The sequence below is a fragment of the Pseudoduganella aquatica genome (assembly GCF_009857595.1).
In the GTDB taxonomy this organism is placed as follows: domain Bacteria; phylum Pseudomonadota; class Gammaproteobacteria; order Burkholderiales; family Burkholderiaceae_D; genus Rugamonas; species Rugamonas aquatica_A.
Genome location: NZ_WWCU01000072.1, coordinates 1 through 12,013, shown reverse-complemented (window position 1 = coordinate 12,013; position 12,013 = coordinate 1). Strand labels below are relative to the sequence as shown.

At 72.5% G+C, this 12,013-nt stretch carries 8 protein-coding genes; 1 reads left to right on the top strand and 7 read right to left on the bottom strand.

All coding sequences use genetic code 11. From position 1 onward, the window contains the following. Positions 1–27: 27 nt before the first annotated feature. The 5 genes from gmd to GTP77_RS29120 are packed head-to-tail and all read right to left on the bottom strand — an operon-like array spanning position 28 to position 7,343. Positions 28–1,140 (bottom strand): GDP-mannose 4,6-dehydratase, encoded by a 1,113-nt coding sequence (gene gmd / locus GTP77_RS29140; RefSeq protein ID WP_161075648.1) that lies wholly within the window; start codon positions 1,138–1,140, stop codon positions 28–30. Between the two features lie 29 nt (positions 1,141–1,169). Continuing rightward, entirely contained in the window at positions 1,170–2,801 is a 1,632-nt protein-coding gene (locus GTP77_RS29135; RefSeq protein WP_161075649.1) for an FAD-dependent oxidoreductase, read from the bottom strand. Next, positions 2,801–3,943: a GNAT family N-acetyltransferase gene (locus tag GTP77_RS29130; protein ID WP_161075647.1), complete on the bottom strand. Its 1,143-nt coding sequence runs from the start codon at positions 3,941–3,943 to the stop codon at positions 2,801–2,803. Before GTP77_RS29130 ends, GTP77_RS29135 begins: the two co-directional genes overlap by 1 nt. A gap of 32 nt (positions 3,944–3,975) precedes the next feature. Beyond that, entirely contained in the window at positions 3,976–6,216 is a 2,241-nt protein-coding gene (locus GTP77_RS29125) for a GNVR domain-containing protein (protein WP_161075646.1), read from the bottom strand. A gap of 8 nt (positions 6,217–6,224) precedes the next feature. Further along, positions 6,225–7,343, bottom strand: a complete 1,119-nt coding sequence (locus tag GTP77_RS29120; protein ID WP_161075645.1) for a polysaccharide biosynthesis/export family protein — start codon at positions 7,341–7,343, stop codon at positions 6,225–6,227. 228 nt (positions 7,344–7,571) lie between these two features. Between GTP77_RS29120 and GTP77_RS29115 the strand changes: the two genes are divergently transcribed. Beyond that, positions 7,572–9,818, top strand: a complete 2,247-nt coding sequence (locus tag GTP77_RS29115) for a glycosyltransferase family 4 protein (RefSeq protein WP_161075644.1) — start codon at positions 7,572–7,574, stop codon at positions 9,816–9,818. Between the two features lie 17 nt (positions 9,819–9,835). Here GTP77_RS29115 and fcl read toward each other — a convergent pair whose 3' ends face one another. Beyond that, entirely contained in the window at positions 9,836–10,915 is a 1,080-nt protein-coding gene (gene fcl / locus GTP77_RS29110) for a GDP-L-fucose synthase (RefSeq protein WP_161075643.1), read from the bottom strand. 38 nt (positions 10,916–10,953) lie between these two features. Next, the coding region (locus GTP77_RS29105) for an exopolysaccharide biosynthesis polyprenyl glycosylphosphotransferase (RefSeq protein WP_161075642.1) at positions 10,954–12,013 on the bottom strand (1,060 nt) is incomplete at its 5' end.

Below are 12,013 nucleotides of genomic sequence, written 5' to 3'. Positions count from 1 at the left end.
GCCGCGCCGGCGTGACGCTGGCCACCACTAGCTGCCGCGGCCGGCGGCGCCGGCGCGCACCGCGGCCAGGTCGGCCTGCATCATCTCGGCCACCAGCTGCTGGAAGCCCACGCGCGGCGCCCAGCCCAGTTCGCGGTGCGCCTTGCCGGCGTCGCCCAGCAGCGTCTCGACCTCGGTCGGCCGGTACAGCGCCGGGTCGACCCGCACCAGCACCTGGCCCGGGCGGCAGTGCGTCGCGCCGTGGCCGGGCGCCACCGCCCGCACCGTGGCCGTCTCGTGCACGCCGGCGCCGCGCCACTCGAGCACGATGCCCAAGGTGGCGGCGGCCGCGTCGACGAAGGCGCGCACGCTGTGCTGCTCGCCGCTGGCGATCACATAGTCCTCGGCGCGCGCTTGCTGCAGCATCAGCCACTGCATCTGCACGTATTCGCGCGCATGGCCCCAGTCGCGCAGCGCGTCCAGGTTGCCCAGCGCGATCCCGCTTTGCAGGCCGCAGGCCGCGCGCGCCAGGCCCAGCGTGATCTTGCGGGTGACGAATTGCTCGCCGCGGCGCGGCGACTCGTGGTTGAACAGGATGCCGTTGCAGGCGTACATGCCGTAGGCTTCGCGGTAGTTGACCGTGATCCAGTAGGCGTACAGCTTGGCCGCCGCGTAGGGGCTGCGCGGCGCGAACGGCGTGCGCTCGCTCTGCGGCACCTGGCGCACCTGGCCGAACAGCTCCGAGGTCGAGGCCTGGTAGTAGCGCGTGTGCGCCGCCAGGCCCTGGGTGCGCAGCGCTTCGAGCAGGCGCAGCGGGCCGAGCGCGTCGGCGTTGGCGGTGTACTCGGCCTCGGCGAACGAGACCGCCACGTCGCTCTGGGCGGCCAGGTTGTACACCTCGTCCGGGCGCAGCGCCGCCACCACCCGCTGCAGCGAGCTGGCGTCGGTCAGGTCGCCGTCGTGCAGGGTCAGGCCGCCGTCGGCCAGCAGGTGGTCGATGCGGCTGGTGTTGGGCAGCGAGCTGCGCCGGCGCAGGCCGTGCACCCGGTAGCCTTTTTCGAGCAGCAGTTCGGCCAGGTAGGCGCCGTCCTGGCCGGTGACGCCGGTGATCAGCGCGGTCAGGCCGGCGGGGCGGGGCGGAAGCGGGGAAGACAGGTTCATGCGGTAACTCCGGTCGGTTGGGAAAAGGGTCAGGCGGCGGCCTCGGCGCGCAGCACGGCGCCCACATGGCGCGCCAGGCGCAGCGCCAGCGCCGTCAGCGTGATGGTGGGGAAGTTGGCGCCGGCGGTGGGGAACACCGAGCTGCCGGCCAGGTAGAGATTGGCCATGCCGTGCACGCGGCAGTCGCGGTCGACCACGCCGAAGGCGGGGTTGCTGTGCATGCGGGTGGTGCCCATGTGGTGCCAGGTGCCCTCGCGCTCCAGCGTGGACGGCCACGCGCCGCCCTCGAGCGGCGGCTCCAGCGCCACCGTGGCCACGCCGCCCAGGCGCAGCTCGTCGGCGATGATGGCCAGCGTGCGGTCGAAGGTGCGCTGCACGCGCGGCCCCAGGCGCCAGTCGACGCGCACGCGCGGCAGGCCCAGCGCGTCGCGCTCGGTGGGCGACAGGGTGACGCGGCTGTCCGGGTCCGGCTCGGGCTCGACGATGGCCTGCAGGCGCACGCGGCGCACCAGGCCGCGCGGGTGGCACAGCCGGGTCAGGCCGTAGCCCAGGGTGTCGATCGGATGGGCCGCCATGGTGGCCAGGTCGGCGCCCAGGCGCCAGCCCGGCTGCTCCTTGCGCAACGCGGCCTGCTTGCAGCGGTACAGGGCGGCGGCGGCGGCCGAGCCCTCGCCGGGAAACTCGGAATTGAACCAGACCCGCGCGTTGAGCAGGCGCTCGCGCGCCAGCGTCTCCTCGCTCAGGGCCAGCTGGGCCGCCACGTGCACGCCGCCGGCCGCCACCGCCCGGTTCAGGTAGTGGTATTTGATGTCGAACAGCTTGTTGCGCTGCCAGCCGGGCGCGAACTGCACGCTGGCGCGCTGCAGCCGCGGGTGGTCCATGAAATAGCGCCCCACCACGCCGGCGCCGTTGCCCAGGCCGGCCGGGGCGATGCGGTTCGATGCCAGCAGCAGGCGCGCGTTCTCGATGCCGCCGCAGGCCAGGATGTAGCAGCGCGCGCGCACCGCCAGCCGGCGCCCGCTCAGCGTGGCCACGTCCACCTGGCGCACCTGGCGCGCGCCGGCGTCGGTGGCCAGGTTGACGGCGTTGGCGTGCAGGCACACGCGCACATGGCGCGCGCGCGCCAGGTCGGCGCGGTAGGCCTTGCCGAAGCGGACCGGCGGGCTGAACTGGGACAAGGTGTCGCGCACGCGCCCGCTCGGCAGCGGCAGGCGGCGCACGTCCGGGCGGCCGATGCGCGCCTCCCAGTAGGCCGGCGAGAAGTTGTCCGGTCCCAGCTGAAGCACGCTTTGCGCGCGCCGGTAGTAGGGCGCCAGCTCGTCGGCGCCGAAGGGCCAGCCGCTGTGCGGGATCCAGTCGCGGCGCTGGAAGTCCCAGGGGTCGAGCGGCCGGCACCAGCCGCCCCAGCAGTTCGAGCTGCCGCCCAGGTAGCGGCTGCGGCAGCCGTCGGCGAACTGGTAGGGCAGGCCCACGTCCTCGCCGCGGTACAGGTCGCGGTTGGCGTTGTCCGGTCCCAGGCCGCCGCTCTCGAGCAGGCAGGCGGGGATGCCCATGGCTTCCATTTCCAGCGCCAGCGTGATGCCGGCCACGCCGCCGCCGATGATGCAGACGGTGGTGTCGAGCAGGCTGTCCTGGTCCAGGGTGCGGGTATCGATCAGCATCATTCCTCCGGGGTGGGGGTGGGCAGGGGGCGCAAGGCGTGGCGCCAGCGCCGCAGCGTGGCCTGGGCCGCCAGCAGGCGCCGCGCCAGCGGGCCGTGCGCGTCCTTGCGGCTGTGCAGCCACAGCAGCGCGCGGCGGCCCAGGCTGTGGCGCCAGGCCGCCAGCGCCAGCGGCGCCTGGCGCAGCGCGGCCCAGGCCGAGCGGTACAGCAGCACCCGGTCCAGCGCGCGCTCCTCGCCGAGCAGGGCGCGCTTGTAGTAGTAGCGGCCCCACAGGAAATGGAACTCGCGGGCGCCGCGCTCGATGCAGGCGGCGATGGTGCGGTAGCAGCACCAGAAGCCCAGGCTGTAGTCGTCGTAGGCCGGGTCGTGCGCCAGCACCAGCAGGAAGCAGTTGCCGCCGTTGGTGGTGGCCACGCCGCCGGCGCAGATGCGCCCGCCGATCCGCACCACGCCGATCACGGCGCCCTCGCGCGCCAGCAGCGCGATGCGGCGCGCCTCCTCGGCGTCCAGCGCCGAGCGCTTGTGCTTGCCGGCCATGCGCGCGTGGTTCAGCGCCACGATGGCGTGCACGGCCTCGGCGTCGTCCGGCGCGGCCAGCTCGAACACCGCGTCCGGATGGTCTTGCAGCAGGGCGCTGTGGTAGCGCCGCAGGTTGCGGCGCGCGTTCTTGCCCAGGCTGGCGTGGTAGTCGGCCTCCGAGGGCGGCAGCGTGATCACCGTGTCTTCCAGGTAGTCGTAGTGCTGGCAGGGGTGGCGCGCGGCCCAGCGCGCCACCCGCACCGCGCGCAGGCAGACCGCCTGCGCGGCAGGGAAGTGGCGGAACACGTAGTCGGCGAAGGCGTCCAGCTCCGGGCCGTCGAGCGCGATCACTTCGTTCAGCACCTGCACCCGGCCGCCGCGCAGCACGAACACCAGCAGCACGCGCAGGCGGCTGTCCTGGTGCACCGCGTAGGCGTGGCAGTCGTCCAGGTCGTGGTCGAGCGCGAAGTGCGGCAGCGAGGCGTACAGATTGCCGTACAGCCGGGTCAGCGCCTGGCCGACGCCGGCCGCGCCGCGCTGGCAGCTGACGTGGCGGGCGGCGCCGAAGGGCGCGGCGGCCGGCGCGGCGCCGGCGGCAGGGGGATGGTGGGCAGTTTGCATGGGGCTCCTGTTGCGGTTCCGGTGGAAGGGGGCTAGGCGCTCCGGCCCAGCAGGCGCCAGCGCGGGCGCGCCGCCACGGCGGCCGGGCGCCGCCGGCTGTCGTTGAAGACGATGCCTTGCGTGGCCGCGCCGCCCTGCTGCAGGCGCTTGAGCGCTTCGTTGATGTCGGCCTCGGTGGTCACGCCGGCGCCGGCCAGCAGGAACACCGCGCCGGCCAGCGCGGCGCTGGCCAGGGGGTCGGACACGGCCAGCAGCGGCGGCGTGTCGACCAGCACCCAGTCGTACTCGCGCGCCATGTTCTGCAGCAGCTCGGCGAAGCCCGGGTGCAGCAGGAACTCGGCCGGATTGGGCGGCAGCGCGCCGGTGCACAGCAGGTCCAGCCGCTCCGGGCCGGCCGGCACGATCAGGCGCGCCGGCGGCAGGCGGCCGGCCAGCACCTCGGTCAGGCCGCCGGCGCGCTCGCGGCCGAAGCGCCGGTGCAGCTGGCCGGCGCGCAGGTCGGCGTCGACCAGCAGCACGCGCTTGCCGCTCAATGCCAGCAGGGCGGCCAGGTTGGCGGTGATGAAGGACTGGCCCAGGCCGGCGTGCGGCGCGCTGATCTGCACGATGCTGTTGCGCAGATGCGGCTGCACGCTGTGCAGCGCGGTGCGCAGGCCGCGCAGGTTCTCGATGGCGGGGTCGGCCGGCGCGGCGCAGGCCAGCAGGCGCGCCACGCCGTGCCGGTCCAGCTCCTGCTCGGCCATGCTGTGCGGCACGCTGGCGTACACCACGCGCTGGCCCAGCAGGCGCTCGAGCTGGGCCGGCGTGTCTATGCCCTGGTGCAGCAGGCGGCGCAGGCAGGCGTAGCCCAGGCCGATGGCCAGCCCGGCCGCCAGCGCCAGGCCGATCACCTTGCCGCGCTCGGGGCGCGCCGGGTTTTTCGGCAGCATGGGCTGGTCCACCAGGCGCACGTTGCTGACCTTGCCCGCCTTGACCAGGCGCAGCTGCTGCGCCGAGTTCAGCAGCGTGCCGTACAGGTCGCTGTTCAGCTTCATCTCGCGGTTCAGGCGCAGCAGTTCGCGCTCCATCAGCGGCAGGCCGCGCACATGGCTGTCGGCGCGCGCGATCTCGGCGTTGGTGGCGGCCAGCTGCTGCTCCAGCGCTTGCACCAGCGGGTGGCCGGCGGTGAAGCCGACCAGCATGTCCTGGCGTTTTTGCTGCAGTTCCAGGCGCTTGGCGCGGGCGGCGGCGGCCTGCTGCAGGCTGATCTTGGCTTCCTCGCCCAGGTCGATGGTGCCGCGGCTGTTGCGGTAGCGGTAGTACTCGGCCTCGGAGCGCTCCAGGCGCTGCTGGATGTCGGGCAGCTGCTTGTCGAGGAAGTCCAGCGACTTCTCGGCCTCCTCCAGCTTGCGGGTCACGTTCTGGTGCACATACTCGCGGCCGATCTCGCTGAGCACCAGGAACACCTGCTGCGGGTCGCCGCCCTCCAGCGTGACGCCGATCAGCCCGGACTGCTTGCCGATCTCGGCCACCGTCATGGCCTTCTGCACCCGCTCGATGGCGGCCAGCTTGGGCAGGTAGCGCAGGCGGAAGCGCGCGCCGGGGCGCGCCTCGATGGCCGCCACGCGCACCGTCAGCCGGCCTTGCGGCAGGCTGAACACCTGCCGCGGGCCGACCTGGCCGCGCATGGCCAGGCCATACGCGCGCTGGGTCAGCAGGAACTGGCCGCCGTCGAGCACGGTGAGCACGAATTCGGCGTCCTGCAGCGGCTCGGGCGCATACAGCTCGTCGACGCTGATCTTCTCGGCGCCCCAGACATAGCCGCCATGGCCGAACAGGCCGGGTTCGGACAGGCCGCTGCGCTGGGCGGCGATCAGGCGCCCGACCAGCGGCAGGTACTCGGGCCGCGCGTCGATGTACAGGCCGAGCCGGTCGACCGACTTGCCGATCACCATGCGCGACTTGATCAGCTCCATCTCCGAGATGGCCGCCGCCTTCACCTCGAACAGCGAGGAGATCTCGCCTATCATGCTCTTGGCGTTGTTCGGCTTGTCCTCCTCCACGTGCACCAGCAGGCTGGCCTCGTAGACCGGCTGCGCCAGCGCCAGGTAGAGCAGGCCGGCCAGCAGGCAGGCCAGCGTGATGCCCAGGATGTGCCAGCGGCTCTCGGCCAGCAGGCGCGCGTAGGCGGACAGCTCCACCTCGGCCTCGTGGCGCGGCGGCGGCGGGGCCGGCTGCAGCGGCGCTGCGTGGTAGGGCGCCAGCGCCGGCAGCTTGGGATCGTGGGGGCGCATGCGGTCTCCTAGCGTCCGGTGCCGGTGCCGACCGCGGCCGGCAGCGAGCCCGGGATCAGCAGGCTCAGCGTGCGGTTCCAGCTGGTCAGGCCGTTGGGCGCGACAAACACCGTGTCGCGCGCGCTCAGTTCGAAGTGCTCGGCGATGGCCAGCGCGCCGGGCTCGCGCGCGTCGAGGCGGAACACCTGCGACTCGTCGCCCACGCGCCGCACCACGTAGATCTGGCGCGCGTCGCCGCTGACCGGGCTCACGCCGCCGGCCTCGCCCAGCGCCTCGTTCAATGTCAGGCGCCCGCTGTGCATGGCCACCGCCTTGGGCGTGGTCACTTCGCCGGTCAGGAAGACCTTGCCTTCCTCGCCCGATGCCACCCGCACCAGGTCGCCGTGCCGCAGCACGATGGCGGTGGGGTCGCCGCCGTGCCGTATCAGGGCCGGCAGGTCGACCCGGTAGCTGGCGCCGCCGCGCACGATGCTGATGCGGCTCTGGTCGGCGCTGGGCAGCATGCCGCCGGCGCGGTTGAGCGCCTCGACCAGGTGCATGGGCTGGTTGTCCAGCGGCTGCAGGCCGGGCGCCTTGACTTCGCCGTCGATGTAGATGCGCTGGCTGCGGAAGGCCAGCACGCGCAGCGTCACCGACGGCTGGTTGAGCACGCGCGCCAGCTTGGCCGCCAGCAGGTCGCCGGCCTGCTGTTCGTTCAGGCCGCCCACCTGCAGCGCGCCGGCAAAGGGAAACTGCAGGCGGCCGTCCGGCCCCACCAGGAAGCCCGGCACGGTGCTGGCGGCGGCCTGCTCGCCGGGACTCAGCTGCGGTCCCGGCGTGGCCAGCTGGGCCGCCGCCAGTTCGGGGTGGCCCCACACCGTGATGGACAGCAGGTCGCCCGGGCCGATGGCGTAGGGCGCGGCGGGACCGGCGAACACGCTCAGGTCCTGCAGCTGGCGGCGGCGCGCGGCCTCCTGCTCGGCCAGCAGCTGCTGGGTGATCGGGATGGGAGCGACGGCGGTGGCGCCGGCCGGCGCGTGCTGCACGCCCTGCATATTGGGCAGGCTGGCGGTGCAGGCTGTGCACAGCAGGCCGGCCAGCGGCCAGGGCCAGCGCGGCGCGCGCCGCGGCGGGGGGGAAGTAGGCATCGGGACTCCTCGGCAAAGTGGCGTGCCGGCTCCGTGGCGCGGCATCTGACTGCAGTGTAGGGTCGGCTTGGCGGGCGGCTTTTGATAGCGGTCACGCCGGCGCTTGACGGCAGCGGGGTGGGGCGCCGCCCCGCTGCGGAAGTGACGGTAGTCAACACCGGCGCGCGCCGAACGGGTTCAATGAAGTGCCGGCCCCCGGCCCCATTTCCCCCCGCCATGAGGACTCCCATGCTGAGAATCGCCATCGTCACCAATATCCTGGCCCCGTACCGCACGCCGGTGTTTTCCGCGCTCGCCGCGCAGCCCGGCGTGACCGTGCGCGTGATCGCCTGCGCCGAGCAGGAGGACAACCGCCTGTGGGACTATCCGCCGCCGCGCTGCGAGCTGGCCATCCTGCGCCCGCGCGTGTTCAAATACCGCGAGCGCTACATCCACTGCAATCCCGACGTGTTCCAGGCGCTGGCCGGCTGGCGGCCGGACGTGGTGGTCACCGACGGCTTCAATCCCACCCACCTGTTCGCCTTTGTCTACGCGCGCCGGCGCGGCATCCCGCATGTCACCATGACCGACGGCACGGCCGACTCCGAGCGCACGCTCAGCGCGCTGCACCGGCTGGTGCGGCGCTTCGTGTTCGCGCGCTCGCACGGCCACGTGGCGGCCAGCGCCGGCGGCCTGGCGCTGTTCGACGCCTACCGCCTGCCCGCGCAGCGCCGCTTCCTGTCCTGCCTGTGCGTCGACAACGCGGCCTACGGCGGCCCGGCGCCGGCGGCGCTGCGGCCCTACGACCTGATGTTTTGCGGGCGCATGGAGGCGGTCAAGGATCCGCTGTTCGCGCTGGCCGTGGCGCTGGAACTGGCGCGCCGGCTGCGGCGCCCGGTGCGCATGCTGTTCGTCGGCTCGGGCACGCTGGACGCCCAGGTGCGCGCCGCCGCCGCCCTCTATCCCGGCCTGGTCGAGGCCCACTTCGCCGGCTTCCTGTCGCAGGCCGAGCTGCCCGGCATGTACCGCGCCGCGCGCGTGTTCCTGTTCCCCAGCCGCTGGGACCCGTGGGGCGTGGTGGTCAACGAGGCCTGCGCGGCCGGCATGCCGGTGCTGGCCTCGCCGCACGCCGGCGCCGCGCACGAACTGGTGCGCGACGGCGAGAACGGCTATGTGTGCGGACTCGACGTGCAGCGCTGGGCCGACCGCGCCCAGGCCCTGCTGCAGGACGAGGCGCACTGGGTGCGCTGTTCCGAGCGCAGCCGCGCGCTGGTGGCGGACTACACCTTCGAGCGGGCAGGCGCCGGCCTGGCCAGCGCCTGCCGCAACGCGGTGGCCGGCAACGCCGCCGCGCAGACCGACGGGCGCTACCGTTCCTGGCCGTCGGTGGTGATCGTCGAGCGCCAGCTGCTCAACTACCGGATCGGGCTGTACCAGCAGCTGCGCGCGCTGCTGGCCGAGCGCGGCATCGCGCTCACGCTGCTGGTCGGGCAGGGCACGCCGGCCGAGCAGATGAAGCGCAACGAGGCCAGCTTGCCGTGGGCGGTGCCTATCCCGACCCACTATGCGCTGCGCTACCGGGTCTGCTGGCAGCCCTACGGGCGCCAGGCGCGCGCGGCCGACATGGTGGTGGTCATGCACGAGAACAAAATCCTGTACAACCTGTGGCTGATGCTGGTCGCCCGCCCCAGCCGGCTGGCGTTCTGGGGCCATGGCGCCAACCTGCAGTCGGAGCGGCCGGGCGGCTGGAAGGAGCGCTTCAAGCGCTGGACCGTGGGGCGCGCCGACTGGTGGTTCGCCTACACCGACATGAGCGCCAGGCTGATCGAGGCGGCCGGCTTCCCGCGCGAGCGCACCACGGTGGTCGAGAACGCCGCCGACACGACCGAGATGGTGGCGCTGTGCGCCGATATCGGCGAACTCGAGCTGGCGCGCTGGCGCGCCCGGCTGGGCCTGGGGGGCGGGCCGGTGGGACTGTACCTGGGGTCGCTGTACCATGAAAAGCGGCTCGATTTCCTGCTGGCGGCGGCGCGCCGCGTGCGCGCCGCGCTGCCCGGCTTCGAGCTGCTCATCGTCGGCGCCGGCCCGGATCAGGCAGCGCTGCAGGCGGCCGCCGCGTCCGACCGCTGGATCCACTTCCTCGGGCCGCTCAGCGGGCGCGACAAATGCGTGGCGCTGCGGCTGGCCGACGTGATGCTCAATCCCGGCCTGGTGGGCCTGGGCATCCTGGATTCCTTCGCCAGCGGCAAGCCGATGCTGACCACCGACTGCGGCCTGCATTCGCCCGAGATCGCCTATCTGGAATCGGGCCGCAACGGCATCATGACGCCCAACGACCTGGACAGCTACGCGGCGGCGGCGGTGGCGGTGCTGCGCAATCCGGCGCAGCTGGCGGCCCTGAGTGAGGCCGCGCGCGCGAGCGGCGGCCGGTACACGGTGGAGAATATGGCGCGCCGCCTGTGCCAGGGCATCGAGGCGGCGCTGGCGCAGCACTGAGCGGCGGCGCGGCGCGCTCAGGTCGGCGCGCTCATGTCCTGGTAGGCGTGGTAGTGCAGCGCCTGGCCGCTGAAGGAGCGCCGCAGTTGCTGGGACAGCGCGTCCAGGCCGCGCGCGCGCGCGTGGCGGTCGCCCTCGGCGTCGGCCCGGCAATAGCTGTGGTAGGTCTCCTGCAGGCCCGCCTCCAGCCCGACCTGGGCGCGCCAGCCCAGCGCCGCCAGCTTGCTCACGTCGAGCAGCTTTTGCGGCGTGCCCTCGGGCTGGCTGGGATCGAAGCGCATCTTGCCCTGGTAGCCGACCACGGCGGCGATGGTCATGGCCAGTTCGGCTATCGTGATGTCGCTGCCGGTGCCCACGTTGATGTGCGACTGCTGCTGCGAGGTGGCGTTCTGGTAGGTCTTGCAGCCGAGTTGCATCACGTGCAGGCAGGCTTGCGCCATGTCGTCGACGAACAGGAACTCGCGCCGGGCGTTGCCGGTGCCCCAGATCGTCACTTCCTTCTGGCCGCTGATCTTGGCGGCGTGGAAGCGGCGCAGCATGGCCGGGATCACGTGGCTGTTCTCCGGGTGGTAGTTGTCGCCCGGTCCGTACAGATTGGTCGGCATCACGCTGCGGAAGGTGGTGCCGTACTGGCGGTTGTAGCTCTCGCACATCTTGATGCCGGCAATCTTGGCGATGGCGTAGGGCTCGTTGGTGGGCTCCAGGGCGCCGCTCATCAGCGACGATTCGCTGATCGGCTGCGCATTCAGGCGCGGATAGATGCAGGACGAGCCGAGGAACAGCAGCTTGTTGATGCCGTGGCGCCAGGCCTCGTGGATGACGTTGGACTGGATCACCAGGTTGGAGTAGATGAACTCGGCCGGGTAGGTGTTGTTGGCGTGGATGCCGCCCACGGTGGCGGCGGCCAGGTAGATCTCGTCGATGGCCTCGGCCTGGAAAAAGCTGCGTACCTGGGCCTGGTCGGTCAGGTCCAGCCGCGCGTGGCTGCGCGTGATGATGTTGCTGTAGCCGCGCCGCCGCAGCGCGCGCACGATGGCCGCCCCCACCATGCCGTTGTGGCCGGCGACGTAGATGCGCTTGTTTAGTTCGTTACCCATGGCTTCCTCCTGAAAAATGCCGGCCCACCGGCGCCGGCTCAATAGACATCGTTCCCGGTCCAGCCCCGCAGCGCGGTCCAGACCACTATGCGCACATCCATCCACAGCGACCAGTTGCGGATGTATTCGACATCGAACTGGACCCGTTTGCTCATCTTTTCCGCCGTCTCGGTTTCCCCGCGGCAGCCGTTGATCTGCGCCCAGCCAGTGATGCCGGGCTTGGCGCGGTGCCGTATCATGTACACCGGCAGCAGGTCGCTGTACAAGTCGGTGTGCTGCACCGCGTGCGGGCGCGGGCCGACGATGGACATCTCGCCGCGCAGCACGTTGAGGAACTGCGGCAGTTCGTCCAGGCTGGTGCGCCGCAGGAAGGCGCCCAGGCGCGTCACCCGCGCGTCGCTCTTGCTGGCCTGGCGCAGCGCCGCGCCTTCGGCCTCGCCCTGCCAGTGCATGGTGCGGAATTTGTAGACCTTGAACACCTGGCCGTTCAGGCCGGTGCGCGGCTGCAGGAACAGCGCCGGGCCGGGCGAGCTGAGCTTGACGGCGACCCAGATCCCGGCCAGCAGCGGCGACAGCAGCAGCATGGCGGCCAGCGCGAACAGCTTGTCGAACAGGTACTTGCCCAGCTTGCTCAGCTCGCTGGTGTCGGGGCAGTTCAGGGTCAGCACCGGGGCGCCCAGGAACTGTTCCATATTGAAGCGCAGCAGTTGCAGGCCTTGCAGGTCCAGGACCCAGCGCAGCTCGACCAGGGTGTTGCGCAGCAGGTGCTGCAGCGCGCGCACCTGGGCGGCCTGGCCGATGGGCAGGGCGATCCAGATCTCGTCGATGGCGCAGCAGCGCGCGTAGCCGGGCAGGGCGCTGGCGCTGGGCAGGCGCTCGGCGCCGGGCGGCAGCGGCGCGTGCGGCTCGGCCGGCAGCGTGCACACGGCCTGGATGTGGTACTCGCATTTGTCCTCGCCCTGGGCGCGGCGGTACAGTTCGACGGCGCTGGCCGCGTCGCCGACGATGACCACGCGCACGGTGTTCAGGCCGTGTGCACGCTGCCGGCCGAGCCGCACGCGCCGCTGCCGCCCGGCGCCGAGCGCCTGCCCAGCGCCA

Coding starts and splice junctions, on each gene's coding strand:
- GTP77_RS29135 (WP_161075649.1), bottom strand. CDS start 2,801: ATGCTGATCGATACCCGCACCCTGGACCAGGACAGCCTGCTCGACACC.
- fcl (WP_161075643.1), bottom strand. CDS start 10,915: ATGGGTAACGAACTAAACAAGCGCATCTACGTCGCCGGCCACAACGGC.
- GTP77_RS29120 (WP_161075645.1), bottom strand. CDS start 7,343: ATGCCTACTTCCCCCCCGCCGCGGCGCGCGCCGCGCTGGCCCTGGCCG.
- GTP77_RS29125 (WP_161075646.1), bottom strand. CDS start 6,216: ATGCGCCCCCACGATCCCAAGCTGCCGGCGCTGGCGCCCTACCACGCA.
- gmd (WP_161075648.1), bottom strand. CDS start 1,140: ATGAACCTGTCTTCCCCGCTTCCGCCCCGCCCCGCCGGCCTGACCGCG.
- GTP77_RS29130 (WP_161075647.1), bottom strand. CDS start 3,943: ATGCAAACTGCCCACCATCCCCCTGCCGCCGGCGCCGCGCCGGCCGCC.
- GTP77_RS29115 (WP_161075644.1), top strand. CDS start 7,572: ATGCTGAGAATCGCCATCGTCACCAATATCCTGGCCCCGTACCGCACG.